This window comes from Modestobacter sp. VKM Ac-2984 (genome assembly GCF_026967985.1).
Taxonomy (GTDB): Bacteria; Actinomycetota; Actinomycetes; order Mycobacteriales; family Geodermatophilaceae; genus Modestobacter.
Genome location: NZ_JAPVBJ010000013.1, coordinates 1 through 19,538 on the forward strand (window position 1 = coordinate 1; position 19,538 = coordinate 19,538).

A 19,538-nucleotide genomic window follows, 5' to 3' on the forward strand; every position below is an offset into this window, starting at 1 on the left:
GCGCTACATCGCCCGCGAGCTCTACCGCCGCCTCGAAGCCGCCCCCTCACCCGCTTGACGATCCATAGGAGCGTCGGCCGCCGTGACCCGGGGGCCAGAGCAGCCGGAGCAGCCGGAGCAGCCGGAGCCGGAGGGTGGTGACCCGGCGTGCTGGCTCGACCAGGTTTGCCCGGCGTGTGGCCGGCTGACCGAGCGGCTGCCCTCTGACTGCTGTGCCGCCTGCGGCAAGCCCTGGGACTGACCGTCCCGACCAGGTCACCCGCCACGGCGGCAGGTCACCGGACATGTCCCGGCCGCGTCTGGGCAGCGCTGGTGCCGAGGACCTGTCCGCCTCTGCCGGCGGCCGTTGCCGGCCGCCGAGCGACTCAGGCGGCGGAGCTCCTGGCGACCTGGCTGCCGTACCAGCTGGTGAGCAGGTGCGCGCGGACCGAGGCGGGCAGCGCGCCCCAGCGGAGCAGCGCCGCCCGGGCCGGGAGCGCACTCGCCGCAGCCAGCTGGCCCAGCTCGCGGACCCGTTCCGGTCGCGGGCTGTGCGGTTTGCGATCGTGCAGTCCGGCGGTGAGCTGACTGTCGAAGGCCGCGAGGATGTCGGCCTGGTGCGCCGGGTCGAACCACTGAGGGCTCCGCGGCGAGCTCGCTGCGAGGTGATGACGGATCACGCTGTGCTTATCGGCCCGTTGTGTGCTCGCTGTGACTCGAACAGGGGGCACTCGATCCCCTGAGCTGCCCATCTTGCGCTCTGGACACTCACGTCACACGCGCATCAGGCATCACGTCCGCTCGCCGGTCCCCTCCCCCGGTGGACCCGCCAGGCGACCTCCTCCCGTGCGGCCGAGGAGGTCGCCCGACGTCCCTCTCCGAGGCAGCCGCAGGCCATGGAGTCTCAGAAGGGCGGCGGGTCGTCCGGGTCCGGTGGGATTCCGCCGCCGGTCAGCCGGCCGGCGGCGGACAGCCGGGGACCCGGTGGGTGGAGGCTCGGTTGTCGGCGGCTGGGTGTTCGGGGGCTGGGTGTTCGGGGGTCGGGCGAGTGGAGTCCCGGTGGTCGGGTGGTCCGGGTGACCCCGGAGGGCGTGGTGACCGACAGGACGCCGTCGCCCGTCATCACGAACCGCCATCTTCGTGCGTGGGTCTTCAGCCGGTGGTGTCGCCGGCACAAACAGCAGAGGTTGGTGCAGTCGGTGGCCCCGCCGTCGCGGTGGGCGCAGACGTGGTCCAGGTCGGTGCGCGCGGCCGGCCTGCGGCAGCCCGGATGCCGACACGTCCGGTCCCGGGCCCGCACGAACCGGCGCTGGGCCGGAGTCGGCGTGTAGCGATCGACCGGGGGTGGCCGGTCCAGCAGCCCGCAGCCGCAGTCGATGCCGGCCGGGTGGTCGGGGCAGCCGCGGCGGGCCAGCCGCTCCAGTTCCGGGCGGGTCACCGTCGCCCGCAGCGCACCGGTGACCGGATCGACCAGGTCGATGCCCAACGTGCCCCCGACCGGGTCCTGCAGCCCACCGGGGCAGAGCGCGTCCAACTGCGCCAGCAGCTCCCGCAGCTGCCCGGCGGTGATCGGCGCCCCGTCCACGGTTGCTGCGTCCCGGTCATCGCACGGCGCGACATGGCTCTGGCCCGGCAGGGTGCGCCCCTCGGTCGCCACGTCGCCTCCGCCCGGCGCCACGTCGCCTCCGCCCGGCGCCACGTCACCTCCGCCCGGCGCCACGTCACCTCCGCCCGGCGCCACGTCACCTCCGCCCGGCGCGGTCCGGTCGCTCAGCGGGCGGGTGTGCAGCGCCGGCAACGGCGCCAGAACGGTGAGATGCGCGGTCACCGGCTCCCGGCTGGTGTCCCACGGCCGCAGGATCAGATCGGCCATGACCTGCGCGCGCAGCTGCCCGATCGCCCGCCCATCACCGTCGGCCTTCGCCATCCGCGCGTAGCCGTCCACCGTCTCCCGGCAGGCCGCAGCCACTGGCATCGGCAGGTCCGCCACCAGCTGACCCATCCCATCCGCGGTGGCCCGGGTCGTCACATCGGCGCACCGCTCGGCCTTCTTCCGTCGCCGATCCGCCGCCGCCTCATCCAGCGCGATCAGCGCCGCCGCCGTGCGCTCCCGCAACCGCACCGGCGTCTCCCCCGCCACCGCCCACCCCAGCGCCTGCGCCTCCACCTCGGCCACCACCGCCGGCTCCACTCGCCCACCCGCAGCCTGCGACTGACCACCCAGCGCCTTCGCGATCGCCGCCGCCCGCGGCGGGTCGATCAGCGAATCAGCCAACGCCGCCCACGTCGCCGGCAGCTCGTGCACCCACACCAACGACCGCTCCGCCAGCAGCGTGGCCGCCGTCCGGGAGATGCCCTTCAGCACAGCGAGCTCATCGGCGAGGAACTCACTCACCCCCACCGGCACCCGGACCGGTTGCCAGCCCTCCACCCCGTGCCCTGGCTCCTGCTCGGTCAGATCCCACTCCACCGGACGACGCCGCGCCAGCTCCGCCACCACCACCGCCTCATAGGCAGCCAGCTGCGCTGAGATGTCCACCATCGCGCGCAGCTCACCGGCCAACCCGGCATCGGAGAGCCCCGCCGGCGCCACCACCTCCGACAGGCGGGTTCGCCGGCGCGTCACCCCAGCAGGAGCCGGATCCAGCTCGCCGGGCAGCACTGGATCGGCCAGTGACACCGTCACCGCGACCCCGAAACCGCCCGTCTCGAACACACTCCGAGCCTACGGAGAGGGTCTGACAGTTCTGGCCCAGGAGACGCATCCCGAACATCCCGAGAACCGGAGTGCGGATCGGCGTCCTCACGAGTCGGCGGGCACGAGGCGACAACTCGCCGAGCCGACACGGCGACACGGCGACACGGCGACACGGCGACACGGCGACACGAGTTCGGACGACCGACGCGTGCCGCTGGCCGGGCCGCGGCCGGCCGATCAGAGCCCGCCGGCCACCCGCAGCACCGCGCCCGAGACGTAGCCGGCCTCCGGCCCCAGCAGCCAGGCGATCGCCGGCGCGATCTCGTCCGGCTCCCCCGGGCGACCCATCGGCACGCGGGCCGTGACCCGCTCCAGCCGGCCGGCGTCGCCGGCGCCCGCGTGGATGTCGGTGCGGACCAGCCCCGGCGCCACCGCATTGACCCGGACCCCGTCGTCCGCGAGCTCCTTCGCCAGCCCCACGGTCAGCGCGTCGACCCCCGCCTTCGCCGCCGCGTAGTGCACGTACTCGTGCGCCGAGCCCAGCGTCGCCGCACTCGAGGAGACGGTGACGATCGCCCCGCCCGGCCCGCCCCGCCGCCGGGACATGACCTGCGCTGCCCGGCGGACGCACAGGACGACGCCCAGCAGGTTCACGTCGATCACCTGCCGGACGACGTCGACGGGCGTGTCGGCCAGGTCGCCGAGGTGCGCGGTCAGCCCGGCGTTGGCGACCAGCCCGGTGACCGGCCCGAGCTGCTCGGCCGCGGCGGCGAAGAGCGCGTCGACGTCGTCGGGGTCGGCCACGTCGGCCCGGACGGCGACCGCCCGCACCCCGCGCGCCGTCGCCGCGGCCACCACCTGCGCCGCCTCCTCCGCCCCGGACCGGTAGCCGACCACCAGGTCGTGCCCCTGCCGGGCGAGGTGGGCGACGGTGGCGGCTCCGATGCCGCGGCTCCCGCCGGTGACGACGGTGACCGGGCGGTGGGGCGGCGGCTGCGGGAAGGACACCCGCTGATCCTGCCGCCCGGTGCTCGGGATCTGTCACCCCCGCCCGGCAGACTCGGGGACGTGGACCACCCCTCCGACACCGTCGTGCGCCGGCTGCAGCCGCTGCTCGTGGAGATCCGCGACGCGCTCACCCGTGGTCTCGCCGTCAGCCGCGCGATCCACGCCGCCCACGACTGGCAACCCGCGGCCGACCGCCACCTCGACCACCAGCTGGTCCGTCGCGAGGCGATGGAGCGGCTGCGGCCCTACGCCGAGCACGTCGACGACCCCTTCGGCACGCAGCTGGAGCTGCTCGACCCGGGCAACGACAACCTCGGACTGCCGATGAGCGGGCTCATCCTGCGCACCCCCACCGAGGTGCTGCGGGTGTGGCACTCCGACGACGGCGAGCTGCCCGCGGCCGACACCCAGGGGCTGCGCGACTTCTACCGGCAGAGCCCGACGGCCCAGCTGCCGCTGCAGCTGGCGCTGGCCCCGGGCCTCGACCCGCACCGGCGCGAGCACCTGGCGCTGCTGTGGTCCGACGCCCGCACCCCGGGGCGCGACCCGGAGCTGGTCCGCTTCGACCTGGTCCGGCCGCGTGGATCCAGCGGGCGGCGGGTCCACGTCGACTGGCACGTCGGGCTGCTCGACCGGCTGGGCAGCCGGGCGGCCTGAGCGCACCGGCACCCCCGCGGGAACCGGCGCACTCCCGGCCTCCACAATGTCCCGGTGCACAGAGGCAGGAACGTAGACCCCGGAATCGCGCGCTCGTGGCTGCTGGTCAACGGCGCCCGCACGGAACTGTTCGACGAGGCGCACGAATCGCGCGCCGACCAGATCGTGCTGGACATCGAGGACGCGGTCGACCCGGCCCGCAAGCCCGATGCCCGGGCCGACGTCGTCGAGTGGCTCTCCGTCCCCGGCAACCGGGCCTGGGTGCGGATCAACGACCACGCGACCCCGTTCTGGACCGACGACGTCGCCGCGCTCGCCGGGCTCCCCGGCCTGGCCGGCGTGATGCTCGCCAAGACCGAGGCCGCCGAGCACGTCACCGAGACCTACGACCGGCTGGGCGGTGCCACCCCGGTGCTCGCCCTCGTCGAGTCGGCGCTGGGCATCGAGGAGGCCGTGCGGATCGCCTCGGCCCGCGGCGCCTTCCGGCTCGCCTTCGGCAGCGGTGACTACCGGCGCGACACCGGCACCAGCGCCGATGACCTGGCGATGGCCTACCCGCGTTCCCGCCTGGTGATCGCCAGCCGGGTCGGTGGCCTGCCGGGCCCGATCGACGGCCCCACGGTCAGCGCCAGCCACCCGATCCTGCGCGAGCAGTCGGCACTGACGGTCTCCCTCGGCCTCACCGGCAAGCTCTGCCTGCAGCTGGACCAGCTCCCGGTGATCAACGAGGTCATCAGCCCGGCACCGTCGGACGTCGCCTGGGCCCGGGACTTCCTGGCCGACTTCGACGCCCGCGGCCAGGTCATCCGCGACGGCAGCGACCTGCCCCGCCTCGGCCGGGCCCGCAAGATCGAGAAGCTGGCCACCGCCTTCGGCGTCGAGCCCTCCTGACCCCACTGCCGCGGACGGCCCTCTCCCCCACGGGGAGGGGGCCGTTCGCGTCTCAGGCCTCCCGGACGGCGACGACCACGGTGGCGGCCAGGTCGTCGTCCTCGACCACCCGGGCGGTCAGCCCGGCGCCGGCGCACGCAGCCAGCGTCCCCGGAGCCTGCTGCCGGCCCGTCTCGATGAGCAGCGCACCGCCGGGCGCCAGCCAGTCCGGCGCCGCCGCGGCGACCCGGCGCTGCACGTCCAGCCCGTCGACGCCGCCGTCCAGCGCGGCCCGCGCCTCGTGGTCGCGGGCCTCGGGCGGCATCAGCCCGATCGCGTCGGTGGGCACGTAGGGCGCGTTCGCCACCAGCACGTCGACCCGGCCGCGCAGCGACTCCGGCAGGGCGTCGTACAGGTCGCCGACGTAGACCGACCCGGGCACGTTGCGCCCGGCGCAGCGGACGGCGACCGGGTCGAGGTCGGCCGCGTGCAGCTCGACCGACGGGACGGCGGCCGCCACCGCCGCCCCCACCGCGCCGACCCCGCAGCACAGGTCCAGGACGACCGCCCCCGGCACCGCCCGGGCCGCCGCCTCCCGCACCAGCAGCCGAGTGCGCTGCCGGGGCACGAACACCCCCGGTTCGACCACGAACCGCAGCCCGCAGAACTCCGCCCACCCGAGCACCTGCTCCAGCGGCTCGCCGGCGACCCGCCGCGCGACCAGGCCGTCGAGCTGGGCAGCCGACGCGGCGGCCTCCACCAGCAGGAGCGCCTCCTCCTCGGCGAACACGCACCCCGCGGCGCGCAGCCGGGCGACGACAGCAGGATCCGGAGCGGTGGGCATCGGCGGCCAGTGTGCCGCCTGGCTGACGGAACACGATCGCACCGATACGGTGCCGCCATCGACGGTGGCCGGAAGGGGTGGGCGTGGACCAGCGGCAGGACGGCTTCGCCGCATTCGTGGCCGAACACGAGCAGCAGCTACGCGGCACCGCACTGCTCCTCACCGCCGACCCGGTGGAGGCCGACGACCTGCTGGTGGCGGCCCTGGCCCGGACCCACCGCCGCTGGCGGCGGCTCGGGGGTCCGGCCGCCGCGCTGACCGCCGCACGGGACGCGCTGGTCGCGGGCTCGCTGGACCGGACGCGCCTCCCGGCGGCCGGCCGGGGAGTCGTGCTGGCGGCGGGACCGGCGGATGACACCGAACACCGGTGGCTGCGGGCGCTCGCCGAGCTCGACCCGCGCACCCGTGCGGTGACCGTCCTCCGGCTGCACGAGAGGGAGACGGAGGACGCGGCCGCGAGGCTGCTGGGCTGTTCCCCCGCCGAGGTGGGGGCTGCCCTCGCCGGTGCCCTGGACACCCTGAGCCCCCTCCTCGCGGACGAGCCGGCACCGCCGACGGAGCCGGCCGACCGGCTCGTCGCCCCTCAGCAGGCGCCGACGGCGGCCCTGGACGGGCCGGAGCCACCCGGCCCCAACACGGACCCCGCCGACCCGTACGCGATCTACCGCCGACCGGGGACCCCGGCCCCGGGACCGGCCCCGCGGCCGTCGCCCACGCCGTCGCCCGCCTCGTCGGCCGCCCCGATGCCCGGACCCGCACGGTCTGCCACCCCGACGGCCGGGTCGGTGCCCGGGCCGGCCGCCGTCCGGCCGCACCCGGACGACGACCCGTACGCGATCTACCGGAGGCCGACATGACCGTGGATGTCGGCCAGGCCGTCGCGGAGCGGTTGCACCGGCTCGCCGAGGGCGCGCACCGGGTGGACGACGGCCGCACGGCGGCCCGCGCCGTCGCGCTGGACCGGCACCGCCGGCGGCGGAGAGGCGGCTGGGCCGCCGGCGTCCTGGCCGTCGTACTGCTGGGCTCCGGCGCCTCGCTCTCCCGTTCGGCGGTGACCGGGGAACCGGCGGCGACCCCGGTCCCGGTCCCGAGCACGTACGTCGCGCCGACCCCGGGGCTGGTCGAGGCGCCCGTCCGCGGCTCGCTCGCCGACGACGAGGAGTTCCTGACCGCCATGGCGGCCACCGACTGGACCGACCCGACCGGGCCGGACGGCGAGGTGGTCGACTGGGGCGGACCGTCGCCGGACCCGGGCACCCAGCGGGTGGTGTACGCGGCCGACGTCCCCGGCGGTCACCGGTGGGCGGTGGTGGTCGCCCGCTCCGGCCCGGAGTGGTCGTGGGCGTGGTTCAACGGGCCGCGGGGCGCGGAGCCGGCGGAGATGAGCCTGACCATCGGCTCGATGCCGCTCATGCCGCAGGAGCAGCTGGCGCTCATGGACGGCTCGGCGGCGACCAGCCCGCTGGTGGTGCTCGGCGAACCCGGCGTGGAGGCCGAGTACTCCCCCGCCCTCGAACGCACGCCCGGCGGCGACCTGGTGCGGGTGTTCGACCCGCTGCCGATGATCGACGGGGTACCGCTGGGTGTGGTCGTCACCCCGGTCATCTGGAGCGCCGGGGAGGTGCGGACCAGCAACGGCCCGGAGCAGCAGCCGCTGTTCCCGATGTTCGCCGGCCAGCCGCCGTCGTGGCCGGCGTACCCGGACGGCATGGTCGACACCGCCGTCGTCGCGCCCTGCCTGGAGTCGCTCGGTCTCCTCGTGGAGATCGAGGAGAACGGTGGCTTCCTGGAGTACGAGGAACTGCACACCTCGCAGCCGAGCAGCGCCGAGCAGGCCGCCCGGGAGCACGAGATCGCCGCCTGCTTTCGGACCGGCACGCGCTGAGCCCGCTCAGGGCAGCCGGTACACCGCGTCCGGGGCGCGGTGGAGTTCCTCGACGGCCAGCGTGCCGCCTGGTTGACGGAACACGCTCGGACCGACACGGTGCTGCCATCGACAACGGCCGGGAAGGGGTGGGCGTGGACCAGCGACTGGACGGCTCGCCAGCGTTCGCTCCGCCCGCGGACGACGGCCACACCGTAGCCCGCACCGTCGCGGTGGACCGTCTCCGGCGGAGGAGCGCCGGGAACTGGACCGCCGGCGCCCTGGCCGTCGTGCTGCTGGGCACCGGTGCCTCGTTGGCCGGCTGTTCGGTGACCGAGCCGGCCGCAGCTCCCGCCCCGGCCGGTCCCAGCACCTCCGTCGCGCCGTCGCCGGAGCTGGTCGAGGCGCCCGTCCGCGGCTCCCTCGCCGACGACCAGGACTTCCTGGCCGCGATGGCGGACGCCCCCTGGACCGACCCGGATGCGCCGGAGCCGGAGCCGGGCACCGAGCGGGTGGTCTACGCCGCCGACGTCCCCGGCGGTCACCGGTGGGCCGTGGTGGTCGCCCGCCACGAGGGGAGGTGGTTCTGGACGTGGTTCACCGGGCCGCGCGGCGCGGAGCCCGCGGAGATGACCTACGCCGCCGGCTGGATTCCACTCGGCCCCCGGGAGAGGCTGGCGCTGATGGACGTCTCGGCGACGACCGGCCCGCTGGTCGTGCTCGGCGAGCCCGGCCTGGAGGCGGAGTACTCCCCCAGCCTGGACCGGGCGCCCAGCGAAGAACTGGTGCGGGACTTCGACCCGCTGCCGATGGTCGACGGGGTGCCGCTGGGGGTGGTGCCCATCCCCGTCACCCTCGGTTCCGGAGAGGTGCAGATCACCAGCAGCGAGGAGCAGCAGCAGCCGCTCCTGACGTTCCCCGGTGAGTCGCCGTCGTGGCCGGCCTACCCGACCCGCCCGGTCGACAGCGGCCTGTTCACCCCGTGCCTGGAGCGACTCGGTCTCACCGAGGAGTTCGAGTACGGCCTGAGGTCGGACGAGGCCGGGCGGCCGCCGATGAGCAGCGCCGAAGAGGCAGCGCTGGAGCACCAGATCGCCGCCTGCCTCCGCACGGGGTGACGCTGAGCCGTTCGCGGCTGTTCTCCTGAGGAGGATGACCACCATGACCCGTGTGGACCTGAACTCCGACCTCGGCGAGGGCTTCGGCCAGTGGACGCTCGGCGACGACGAGGCCCTGCTGGGCGTGGTCACCAGCGCCAACGTCGCCTGCGGCTTCCACGCCAGTGACGCAACGATCATGCGGCGGGTCTGCGCGAGGGCCGTCGAGTCCAGCGTGGCGATGGGTGCCCAGGTCGGCTACCGCGACCTGCCCGGCTTCGGCCGCCGGTTCATCGACGTGGAGCCCGAGGCGCTGACCGCCGACGTCGTCTACCAGATCGGCGCGCTGGAGGGCTTCGCTCGGATCGCCGGCGACCGGGTGCGCTACGTCAAGCCGCACGGCGCGCTCTACAACGCCATCGTGCACCACGAGGAGCAGGCGGCCGCGGTGGTCGCGGCCGTCGTCGCCTACGACCGGACGCTCCCGGTGCTCGGCCTGCCGGGGTCGGTGTGGCTGCGGCTGGCCGCCGAGGCGGGGCTGACCGTGGTGCACGAGGCGTTCGCCGACCGCGCCTACACCCCGGCGGGCACCCTGGTGTCCCGCCGGCTGCCGGGCGCGGTGCTGCACGACCCGACCGAGATCGCCGCCCGGTGCGTGGCCATGGCCACCGGCGGACCGGTCCGGGACGTCGAGGGGGGCGAGCTGACGCTGCGGCCCGGGTCGATCTGCGTGCACGGCGACACCCCGGGTGCGGTGGAGATCGCCCGGCAGGTGCGCGCGGCGCTGACCACGGCGGGGGTCGAGCTGGCCCCCTTCACCGGTTGATGCGGCTGCTCCCCAGCGGCAGCGCCGCCCTGCTGGTCGAGCTGGACGGGCTGGACGACGTGCTGGCGCTGTACGCCGCGCTCAGCGCCGACCCACCACACGGGGTGGTCGACGTCGTCCCGGCCGCCCGCACCGTGCTGCTGATGACCGACCCTGCGGTCACCACCCTGGCCGCGGTCGCCGACGCCGTGCGGGCGACGACCCCGCGCCCGGACGCTCGAACCGTCGGCGACACCGTCGAGCTGCCGGTGCACTACGACGGCGCCGACCTGGCCGACGCCGCCGAGCTGCTCGGCCTCACCCCGGCCGGGCTGGTCGAGCGGCACACCGGCGCCGAGTGGACGGTCGCCTTCTGCGGCTTCGCGCCCGGCTTCGGCTACCTCACCGAACCCGGCGGGCAGTGGGACGTGCCCCGCCGGGCCACCCCGCGCACCAAGGTGCCGCCGGGCTCCGTGGCGCTGGCCGGGGAGTTCAGCGGCGTCTACCCGCGCGAGTCACCCGGCGGCTGGCAGCTCATCGGCCGCACCGACGTCGCCGTGTTCGACCTCGGCCGCGAGCCGGCCGCGCTGCTCCGACCGGGCACCCGGGTGCGCTTCGTGGCGGCACCGCGATGAGCCTGACCGTGCTGGCCACCGGGCCGCTGACCACCGTGCAGGACCTCGGCCGCCCGGGACAGGCGGCGCTGGGCATCGGCCGCTCCGGCGTCTGCGACCGGGCCTCGGCCGCGCTGGCCAACCGGCTGGTCGGCAACCGCGCCGACGCCGCGGTGCTCGAGGTGACCTTCGGCGGGCTGGCCGTCCGCGCCGAGACCGACCTCCTCGTGGTGACTGCCGGGGCGCGCTGCCCCGGCGCCCCGCACGCCGCCCCGACGGTGCTGCGCCGGGGGCAGGAGCTCCGGCTCGGCCCGCCGGCCAGCGGGCTGCGCACCTACCTCGCGGTCCGTGGTGGGATCGACGTCCCGCCGGTGCTGGGCTCGCGGGCCACCGACGTCCTGGCGGGTCTCGGCCCCGCGGTGGTCGCCGTCGGCGATGTGCTGCCGGTCGGCGAGCCGGTCGAGCCGGCCCCCGGGGTCGACCTGGCCCCGGTGCCCGAGCCGGTCGCCGGCGAGCTCACCGTCGGCGTGCTGCCCGGCCCGCGGGCCGACTGGTTCGGCGACGCCGGCTGGACCGCGCTCACCGGGCAGGCCTGGGCGGTCACCAGCGAGAGCAACCGGGTCGGCCTGCGGCTGGACGGCGCGCCGCTGGAACGGCTGCGCGCCGGGGAGCTGCCCAGCGAGGGAATGATCCGCGGGGCGCTGCAGGTGCCGCCGTCCGGTCTGCCGGTGCTGTTCCTCGCCGACCACCCGGTGACCGGCGGCTACCCGGTGATCGGGTACGTCACCGACGCCGACGTCGACCGGTGCGCCCAGCTGCGCCCCGGCCAGACCCTGCGACTGCGGACAGAGGCCCGACCGTGAACCCCGACGAGGTCGTGGAGCTGGGGCGGGCCGCGGGAGCGCACGGCGAGGTGCTGCTGCGCCGGCGGGGCTCCGTCACCGAGCTGGTCGTCGACGGCGTCTTCGCGATGGACGACGTGGACACCAGCACCGAGCGGGCGCTGGCGACCGAGGCGCTCCGCCGCTGCGGCGGCGACCGGCTGCAGGTGCTGGTCGGCGGGCTCGGGCTGGGCTGGACAGCGGCCACCGCGCTCGCCGACCCCCGGGTCGCCTCCGTGGAGGTGGCGGAGCTGCAGCCCGCGCTGGTCGGCTGGGCGGCCGACGGCCTGCTGCCCGGGCTGCCGGAGCTCCCCCGCGACCGGCTGGAGCTGCACAGCACCGACGTCGCGGTGCACCTGGCGGACCGGCCGGGACGGTGGGACGCCGTCCTGCTCGACGTGGACAACGGCCCGGACTTCCTGGTGCACCAGTCCAACGCGCCGCTGTACGAGGAGGCCGGGCTGGGCACCGCACTCGCCGCACTGCGCCCGGGCGGGGTGCTGGCCATCTGGTCCAGTGACCCCTCCCCCGCGCTCGCCGACCGGCTGCGCGCGCTGCCCGGGACGACCGGCGTCGAGCACCTGGTGCTGCCGGTCGAGCGCGACGGCCGGCGGTTCGACTACGCGATCGTGGTCGCCCGCCGCGGCTGAACCGGGCTCAGCGCTCGGGCTCTGCCGCGGCCGGGGGCTCCGCGGTGGCCGGGGGCTCCGCCGGCCGGGCGTAGGCCGACGTGCCGCGCAGCCGGGCGCTCACCGCGGTGACCAGGGGCACCATGACGACGCCGTCCCGGGCCATCCGGGCGCGCAGGTGCCGCCGGTGGGTCAGCACCCCGAACAGCCCGATGGCCCAGAAGACGTACTGCACGGCGAACGCCGCCCGGAACGCGTCCAGCGAGTAGTCGGTGGAGCCCCCGGGGGTCATCGCGTCCAGCACGAAGCCGATCGCCAGCACGGTGCACAGCGAGGCGACGAAGCCGCCCACGTTGACGAACCCGGTGGCGCTGCCCGACCGCTCGACGGGGTTCTCGGTGCGGGCGTAGTCGAAGCCGATCATCGACCCGGGGCCGTTGGTGCCCAGCACCACCACCAGGACGACGAGCAGCCACAGCGGCGCACGGCCCGGCCACAGCAGCACGACGGTCCAGATCGTCGCGGTGACGGTGAGGATGCCGAAGACCAGGTTGGAGCGGCGCAGCGGCCACCGCCCGACCAGCCGGCCCAGCACCGGCCCGAACGCCATCCCCACCAGCACCAGCAGGGTCAGCAGCCCGGCCGCCGTCCCGGGGGTCAGCCCCTGGCCCACGGTCAGGAACGGGTAGCCCCACAGCAGCACGAAGACGGTGCCGGAGAACTGGGTGACCAGGTGCGTGTACAGGCCGATCCGGGTACCCGGCTCGCGCCAGGCGGCCGCCAGGTTCGCCCGGACGGCGGCCATGTCGGCCACGGTCGGGGGCGGCGTGCCGGGCGGGGCGTCGCGCAGCGCCACCAGGACCAGGACGCCGACCAACACGCCCACCCCGGCGGCGCCGAGGAAGGTCGGCGTCCAGCCGGCGGTGTGCAGCAGCGCCACCAGCGGGTAGGCGGCCACGATCTGGCCGACCTGGCCGAGGATCCCGGTGAGCTGGGTGACCACCGGGACGGTGCGCCCGGGGAACCACAGCGGCACCAGCCGGAGCACGCTGATGAAGGTCATCGCGTCGCCGGCGCCCACCAGCACGCGGGCCGCCACCGCGGTCGGGACGTCGCTGGCCAGCGCCAGCACCAGCTGCCCGACCGCCATGGTCGCCGCACCGGCGACGATCATGCGCCGCGAGCCGAACCGGTCCAGCAGGACGCCGACCGGCACCTGCAGGCCCGCGTAGACGGCCAGCTGCAGCACGAGGAACAGCGAGATCGCCGACGCCCCGGCGGAGAACCGCTCCTGGGCCTCCACCCCGGCGACCCCGAGCGAGGCGCGATGGAAGATCGCGACCGCGTAGGCCAGCAGGCCGATCAGCCAGACCACGTAGGCGCGGGAGGGCGTCCGGACGGCTGGCTGGGTCACGTACAGGGACGACGTCGTCCCGCCGCCCGTCCTTCCCGGATCCGGGTGTGCAGTTGCTCACCCACGGGCGCGCTCACCCGGCCAGGATGGCCCACCCGTGCCCCGGGAGCGAGACGGCCGCGCGGTCGGTGCCCGGCTGCCGCACGGCGCCGGCCCCGGCCAGCACCTCCCCCGCGCCGCCGGCCGGCAGCGTCGTCTCGCCGTCGGAGAGGTTGAGGGCGACCACCAGCCGCTGCCCGTCGCCGGTCACGGCGTAGCTGAGCTGCCGGTTGTCCCGGTGCAGCGGCGTGACCCGGGCCGTGTGCAGCCAGCGGTGCCTCCGGCGCAGCCCGATCAGCTCCTGGTGCAGCCGGCGGGTGGGCTCGCCGAAGGGCGCCAGCTCTTCCGGTGAGTCGGGGAAGGACGGCCGGACGGCGTCGTCCCCGCCGGCTCGGTCCTCCTTCACCCCGGTGAAGGCCTGCTCGTCGCCGGCGTAGACCGAGGGCGTGCCGCCCACGGTGAACAGCACCGCCAGCGCGTGCGGCAGGTGGCGGACGTCCTCGAGTCGGCTGGCGATCCGGGTGACGTCGTGGTTGCCGACGAAGGTCAGGGGCACGAACGTGTCCAGGAACCCGTCGTGCCGGCCGAGCGCATGCGCCAGCTCGTGCAGGTTGCCGTCGTTGAGCGAGCTCCAGATCGCCTTCCACAGCTCGTACTGGGTGACCGCGTCCATCGTCGACTCCCGCACCACCTGCGCGTAGTCGCCGTGGATCACCTCACCGACCAGGTAGGCGTCCGGGTGCTGCTCGCGCACCCGGGGCAGCACGGTCGCCCAGAACGACGTCGGGACGGCGTAGGCGGCGTCCAGTCGCCAGCCGTCGGCGCCGCGGTCCAGCCAGTGCGTCATCACCTCGGTCACCCAGTCGGCGACCACGGGTGCGGAGTGGTCGAGGGCGACCAGCTGGCCGTGGCCCTCGAAGGTGTCGTACTCCGGGACGACGCCGGGCTGCCAGCCATCCGGCCAGCGCAGCCGGAACCAGGCCGCCGACGGCGCGTCGGGCCCCCGGTCGACGACCGCCTGGAACGCCGGGTGCTCGCGGCCGACGTGGTTGAACACCCCGTCCAGCAGCACCCGCAGGCCGCGCTCGTGGGCAGCGTCCAGCAGCTCGTCGAAGTCGTCGTCGTCGCCGAGCCGCGGGTCGATCCGACCGTGGTCGACGGTGTCGTAGCCGTGGGTGCTCGAGGCAAACACCGGGCCCAGGGCCAGGCCGTTGGCGCCCAGCTCGACCGCGTAGTCCAGCCAGCCGGTGAGCCGGTCCAGCCGGTGCGTCACGACGTCGGTCGCCTCCCGCTCCGCGCCCACGAACCCCAAGGGGTAGACGTGCCACCACACCGCGTCCTGCACCCAGCCCGGCATCCCGCTCCTTCGTCGTCGACCTCCACCAGCACCGGCGACGCTACCCAGCGGCCAACGCCGGCACGCCGCTGGGCGGAAGAGCGACCCCCTCTCCTGTGCAGGACGCAACTAGCGTCGCCGACGTGAGCGCTCCTCCCGCATCGCCGGCCCGGCCGGCCCTCGTGCCGGTGCTGATCTACCTCGCCATGCTCGTCGCGGTCATCAGCAGCCTCGGTGCACCGCTGGTCCCGGCGATCGCCGCGGCCAACGACGTCTCGATCACCAGCGCGCAGTGGTCGCTCACCATCACGTTGGTGGTCGGCGCGGTGGCCACGCCGGTGATCGGGCGGCTCGGCGACGGCCGGCACCGGCGCACGGTGGTGCTCGTCGTCCTCACCGTGGTGCTGCTGGGCAACGTGCTCGCCGCGCTGCCGCTGGGCCTGGGCTGGCTGATCGCCGGCCGCGGGCTGCAGGGGCTGGGCCTGGGACTGACCCCGCTCGCGATCGCCACCGCCCGCACCGCGCTGACCGGGGAGCGGTCCCGGACCACGGTCGCGGCACTGTCGGTCACCGTCGCCGCCGGCGTCGGCCTGGGGTACCCGCTGACCGGGGCGATCGCCGAGCTCGGCGGGGTGCACGCCGCCTTCTGGTTCGGCGCCGGCGCCAGCGTGCTGGCCCTGGCCGCCGCGGCGTTGGTGTACCCGCCCTCCCCCGACGTGCCGCCCCGCCGGCTCGACGTCGCCGGCGCGGTGCTGCTCGGCATCGCACTGTCCACCGGGCTGCTGGCCCTCGGCGAGGCCGGCACCTGGGGCTGGACCTCCCCCGCGGTGCTCGCGCTGGCCGTGGTCGCCGTCCTCGCCCTGGTCGCCTGGGTGGTGTGGCAGCTGCACGCCGAGGCCCCGCTGGTCGACCTGCGGCTGGCCCGCGGCCGGGTCCCGGCGACCGCGCACGGCGCCGCCCTGCTCGTCGGCCTGGCCAACTACCTGCTGCTGTCCTCGGTGCCCCGGCTGGCGCAGACCCCGGAGTCCACCGGGTACGGCTTCGGCACCTCGATCGTGGTGGCCGGACTGATCCTGCTGCCGTTCTCGGTCGCCAGCTTCCTCGCCAGCCGGGTCGGCCGGCCGCTGGACCGCACCGCCGGGCCGCGGGTGGTCCTGCCGGCCGGCGCCCTCGTCCTGCTGCTGGGCACGGCGCTGTTCGGCCTGGTGCGCGAGGAGCTGTGGCAGCTGTTCGTCGCGATGGCGGTCGCCGGGTTCGGCGTGGGCCTCACCTTCGCGGCGCTGCCCGGGCTCATCGTCGGCGCCGTGCCGGCCGGGGAGACCGGCAGTGCGATGAGCCTGAACCAGGTGCTGCGCTACATCGGGTTCGCCCTCGGCAGCGCGCTGAGCGCGACGGTGCTGGAGGCGCTGACCCCGGCTGGCGCCGACTCCCCGCCGTCCAGCGGCTACACCGCCCTGGCCGCGATCGGCTGCGGCGCGTGCCTCGCGCTGGCGGTACTGACCGCCTTCCTGCCCGGCCGGGCCCGCACCGCCGACCCGGTGCCCGCATCTCTCCCCGCCGCCTCCGCGACCGAGTGAGCAGTTCCGGTCGCCGACGCGCGTGGACACGCCGCGTCGGGCGACCGGAACTGCGCACTCGGCGTCAGGCCGGCTGCAGCGCCTCCTCCACCGCCGGCTCCGACTGCCCGGCACCTGCGCGCTTCGCCGCCCGGCGCTCGCGGCGGGTCTCCAGCGAGGTGTAGAGCACCGGCACCAGGAGCAGGGTCAGCACCGTGGAGGAGATCAGCCCGCCGATCACCACCAGGGCCAGCGGCTGGGAGATGAACACCCCGCCACCGGTCAGCCCGAACGCCATCGGGGTGAGGGCCAGCACCGTGGCCGCCGCCGTCATCACGATCGGCCGCAGCCGCTGGCGGGCCCCCTCGCTGACCGCCTCGGCCAGCGGGCGGCCGCGCTCCCGGTACTGGTTGACCAGGTCGATCAGCACGATCGCGTTGGTCACCACGATGCCGATCAGCATCAGGACGCCGATCAGCGCCGGCACGCCCAGCGGGGTGCCCGTGACCAGCAGCATCAGCAGCGCACCGGTCGCGGCGAACGGCACGGAGACGAGCAGGATGAACGGCTGGGCCAGGCTGCGGAAGGTCGCCACCATCACCAGGTAGACGATCACCACCGCGATCACCAGGGCCAGGCCCAGGTCGGCGAAGGCCTCCTCCTGGTCGGCGGCGACGCCGCCGATCGACACCTCGGCACCGGCCGGCAGCTCCAGGTCGTCGATCGCCGACTGCAGCGCGGTGGTGAGCGTGCCGAGGTCGGCGTCGGCCGGGGTCGCCGAGATGGTCGCGCTGCGCTCGCCGTCGACCCGGGTGATCGAGCTCGGTGCCTGGACCTCCTCGACGGTCGCCAGCTGGGTCAGCGGCACCAGGCCCCCGGCCGTCGGCAGCACCACCGAGCGGAGCTGCTCGACCGTCTCCGGGGCCTGCACCGGGTCCAGGTAGACCGGGGTGCTCGCGTCGTCGACGTCGATCTCCCCCAGCGGGACGGCGTTGGTCAGCCCGGCCAGGGTGCGGGTCACCTGCGCCTGGGTCAGCCCGACCTCCGCCGCCGCGACCGGGTCGACGTCGACCTGGACCACCGGCAGCCCGGCCGACAGGTCGTTGGTCACGTCGGTGGCCCCGGGCACCTCCGACACGGCCTGCTGCACCTGGTCGGCGACGTCGGCCAGCACGTCGGCGTCAGCAGCCTGGACCAGCACGTCGACCGTGGAACTGCCGAACCCGGAACCGGCCGCGGCCACCGTCACGTCACCGACGTCGGAGAGGTCCTCGGCGACCGTCCGGATCTCCGCCCGGGTCTCCTCGGGGTCGCCGTCCTCGGCCAGGGTCAGCGAGAACGTCGCGGTGGGCGTGCCCCCGCCCCCGCTGAACGCGGCGAGCCCGCCGGCCGAGCCGACCGTGGTCTGCACGGTCTGCACCCCGGTCAGCTCACCCAGCGCCTCCTCCAGCACGCGGGCCCGCTCGTCCTGTGCGGCCAGGCTGGTGCCGGCCGGGTGGGCGGCGGTCACCGTGACGGTGTCCTCGCCGGCGTCGCCGATGAAGTTGGTCTGCAGCAGCGGGGTGAGCGCCAGGGTGCCGACGAAGACGGCCAGCGCACCGGCGACGGTCCAGCGACGGTGCGCCAGCACCCCGCGCAGTGCGGGGACGTACAGCCGCTGCAGCCAGGTGCGCCGTTCCGCTGCCTCGGCCGCCTCCCGCTCCCGGGCCAGCTCGGCGGTCTCCTCGCGGTCGGTCTCCGGCGCCTTCAGGAACGCCGAGGCGATGACCGGGACGATCGTCAGCGAGACGACCAGGGAGGCGAGGAGGGCGATCGCGACGGTGAGCGCGAAGGGCCGGAAGAGCTCACCGACCAGGCCCCCGACCAGCGCGATCGGCAGGAACACCGCGGCGGTGGCGATGGTCGAGGAGGTGATCGCCCCGGCCACCTCCCGGACCCCGCCGAGGATCGCCTTGGTGCGCGCCTCGCCGTAGGTCAGGTGCCGCTTGATGTTCTCGATGACGACGATCGAGTCGTCGACCACGCGGCCGATCGAGACGGTCAGCGCACCCAGGGTGAGGATGTTCAGCGAGAAGCCGGCCACCTCCAGGCCGATGAAGGTGACGCACAGCGACACCGGGATCGAGACCGCCGAGATCAGCGTGGAGCGCACGGAGCCCAAGAAGACCAGGATCACGATCAGGGCGAACAGCAGCCCCAGCCCGCCCTCGGTGGCCAGGCCCTCGATCGACTCCTCGATGAACGGCGCCTGGTCGAACACCACGGCGACCGTGGTGCCCTCGCCCAGCAGCTCGCGCACCTGCGGCAGCAGGTCCTCCACGGCGTCGGAGATGTCGACGGTGTTCCCGTCCGGGGTCTGGGTGAGCCCGACGGAGAGCGCGGGCTGGCCGTCGACCCGCGAGTAGGACGTCTCCGGCGCCTCGCCCAGCTCCACCGTGGCCACCTCGCCCAGCGGGACGACCGCACCGTCGGCGCCGGTCAACGGGACGGCACGGAGCTCCTCGACCGAGGTGAGCCGGTCACCGGCCTGCACCGAGAGGGTCTGCTCCCCCTCGGTCACGGTGCCGGCGGGCAGCACCACGCCGTTCTCCTCCAGCACGGTCGTGAGCGCGGCGGCCGGGATCCCGGCGGCCGCGAGCGCGGCCGGGTCGAGCGTGATCTGCACCCGGGGCTCGCTGGCCCCGGTGACCGTCACGTCGCGGACGCCCTCGACCTGCTCGAACAGCGGGACGACGGTCGCGTCGATGCGGTCGGACAGGGCGGCGGCGTCGCCCGGCGCGGCGATCGCCAACTGCAGCACCGGGAGGTCGGCCAGTGACCCGGCGAGCACCTGCGGCTCGACGTCGGAGGGGAGCTCGGCCTGCACCCGGCTGACCGCGGTCTGCAGCGCGGCGGTGGCCCGGTCCAGGTCGGACCCGTACTCCAGCTCGACGGTGACCGTGCCCAGCCCGGTGCTGGCCGTGGAGGTGGTGGCGACCACGCCGTCCACGGTGCTGATCGCCTGCTCGAGCGGCTGCACGACCTGGCGCTCCACCACGTCGGGGGATGCGCCGGGCTGGGCGGCGACGACGGCGGCCGCGGGGATCTCCAGGCTGGGGATCAGCTCCTGCTTCAGCGAGCCGGCCGAGATCAGCCCGAACACGAGCACCGCGATGGTGGCCAGCGCCACCAGGGCTCGGTTGCGCAAGGACAGGACGGCGAGACGGGACACGCGTTCCTCCACGGCCGGGGCCGGTGTCGGGAGTGG

The 19,538-nt window shown here is 75.4% G+C and carries 17 protein-coding genes; 10 read left to right on the plus strand and 7 right to left on the minus strand.

The genetic code is table 11. From position 1 onward, the window contains the following. Positions 1-365 precede the first annotated feature (365 nt). The 3 genes from O2W16_RS21310 to O2W16_RS21320 form a co-directional block, all read right to left on the minus strand. On the minus strand, positions 366-659 hold the full coding sequence (locus O2W16_RS21310; RefSeq protein WP_269160848.1) for a hypothetical protein: 294 nt from the start codon (positions 657-659) through the stop codon (positions 366-368). Between the two features lie 224 nt (positions 660-883). After that, complete coding sequence (locus O2W16_RS21315) at positions 884-2,695, minus strand: HNH endonuclease signature motif containing protein (protein WP_269160849.1); 1,812 nt, start codon at positions 2,693-2,695, stop codon at positions 884-886. A gap of 219 nt (positions 2,696-2,914) precedes the next feature. Then, positions 2,915-3,685 (minus strand): SDR family oxidoreductase, encoded by a 771-nt coding sequence (locus O2W16_RS21320; RefSeq protein WP_269160850.1) that lies wholly within the window; start codon positions 3,683-3,685, stop codon positions 2,915-2,917. Between the two features lie 60 nt (positions 3,686-3,745). Between O2W16_RS21320 and O2W16_RS21325 the strand changes: the two genes are divergently transcribed. Both O2W16_RS21325 and O2W16_RS21330 read left to right on the plus strand, forming a co-directional pair. Continuing rightward, positions 3,746-4,342 carry a hypothetical protein gene (locus O2W16_RS21325; protein WP_269160851.1) on the plus strand — a complete coding sequence of 199 codons (597 nt, stop codon included), beginning with the start codon at positions 3,746-3,748 and terminating at the stop codon, positions 4,340-4,342. Positions 4,343-4,396: 54 nt separating this feature from the next. Next, positions 4,397-5,233 (plus strand): HpcH/HpaI aldolase/citrate lyase family protein, encoded by an 837-nt coding sequence (locus O2W16_RS21330; RefSeq protein ID WP_269160852.1) that lies wholly within the window; start codon positions 4,397-4,399, stop codon positions 5,231-5,233. 52 nt (positions 5,234-5,285) lie between these two features. On the opposite strand, the gene O2W16_RS21335 is transcribed toward O2W16_RS21330, so the two are convergent. Next, a complete protein-coding gene (locus O2W16_RS21335; RefSeq protein ID WP_269160853.1) occupies positions 5,286-6,056 on the minus strand; it encodes a putative protein N(5)-glutamine methyltransferase in 771 nt (256 codons plus the stop codon). 83 nt (positions 6,057-6,139) lie between these two features. Here O2W16_RS21335 and O2W16_RS21340 point away from each other — a divergent pair, with 83 nt between their 5' ends. The 7 genes from O2W16_RS21340 to O2W16_RS21370 all read left to right on the plus strand — a co-directional run bounded on the left by O2W16_RS21340 (position 6,140) and on the right by O2W16_RS21370 (position 11,967). Then, positions 6,140-6,913, plus strand: coding sequence for a hypothetical protein (locus O2W16_RS21340; protein ID WP_269160854.1), 774 nt, complete (start codon positions 6,140-6,142; stop codon positions 6,911-6,913). Continuing rightward, entirely contained in the window at positions 6,910-7,941 is a 1,032-nt protein-coding gene (locus O2W16_RS21345) for a hypothetical protein (RefSeq protein ID WP_269160855.1), read from the plus strand. The genes O2W16_RS21340 and O2W16_RS21345 overlap by 4 nt, the downstream gene beginning before the upstream one ends. A 212-nt stretch (positions 7,942-8,153) precedes the next feature. Further along, positions 8,154-9,038, plus strand: coding sequence for a hypothetical protein (locus tag O2W16_RS21350; RefSeq protein WP_269160856.1), 885 nt, complete (start codon positions 8,154-8,156; stop codon positions 9,036-9,038). Positions 9,039-9,081: 43 nt separating this feature from the next. Next, positions 9,082-9,843, plus strand: coding sequence for a LamB/YcsF family protein (locus O2W16_RS21355; RefSeq protein ID WP_269160857.1), 762 nt, complete (start codon positions 9,082-9,084; stop codon positions 9,841-9,843). Then, complete coding sequence (locus tag O2W16_RS21360; RefSeq protein WP_269160858.1) at positions 9,843-10,457, plus strand: 5-oxoprolinase subunit B family protein; 615 nt, start codon at positions 9,843-9,845, stop codon at positions 10,455-10,457. The genes O2W16_RS21355 and O2W16_RS21360 overlap by 1 nt, the downstream gene beginning before the upstream one ends. After that, on the plus strand, positions 10,454-11,299 hold the full coding sequence (locus tag O2W16_RS21365; RefSeq protein WP_269160859.1) for a biotin-dependent carboxyltransferase family protein: 846 nt from the start codon (positions 10,454-10,456) through the stop codon (positions 11,297-11,299). The genes O2W16_RS21360 and O2W16_RS21365 overlap by 4 nt, the downstream gene beginning before the upstream one ends. Continuing rightward, entirely contained in the window at positions 11,296-11,967 is a 672-nt protein-coding gene (locus O2W16_RS21370) for a hypothetical protein (RefSeq protein ID WP_269160860.1), read from the plus strand. Before O2W16_RS21365 ends, O2W16_RS21370 begins: the two co-directional genes overlap by 4 nt. Before the next feature lie 7 nt (positions 11,968-11,974). On the opposite strand, the gene O2W16_RS21375 is transcribed toward O2W16_RS21370, so the two are convergent. Continuing rightward, positions 11,975-13,360 carry an MFS transporter gene (locus O2W16_RS21375; RefSeq protein WP_269160861.1) on the minus strand — a complete coding sequence of 462 codons (1,386 nt, stop codon included), beginning with the start codon at positions 13,358-13,360 and terminating at the stop codon, positions 11,975-11,977. 73 nt (positions 13,361-13,433) lie between these two features. Next, entirely contained in the window at positions 13,434-14,756 is a 1,323-nt protein-coding gene (locus O2W16_RS21380) for an alpha-amylase family glycosyl hydrolase (protein WP_269160862.1), read from the minus strand. 122 nt (positions 14,757-14,878) lie between these two features. Here O2W16_RS21380 and O2W16_RS21385 point away from each other — a divergent pair, with 122 nt between their 5' ends. Beyond that, on the plus strand, positions 14,879-16,312 hold the full coding sequence (locus O2W16_RS21385) for an MFS transporter (RefSeq protein ID WP_269160863.1): 1,434 nt from the start codon (positions 14,879-14,881) through the stop codon (positions 16,310-16,312). Positions 16,313-16,376: 64 nt separating this feature from the next. Here the strand turns inward: O2W16_RS21385 and O2W16_RS21390 are convergent, their stop codons facing one another. Beyond that, on the minus strand, positions 16,377-19,502 hold the full coding sequence (locus O2W16_RS21390; RefSeq protein WP_269160864.1) for an efflux RND transporter permease subunit: 3,126 nt from the start codon (positions 19,500-19,502) through the stop codon (positions 16,377-16,379). Positions 19,503-19,538 lie beyond the last annotated feature (36 nt).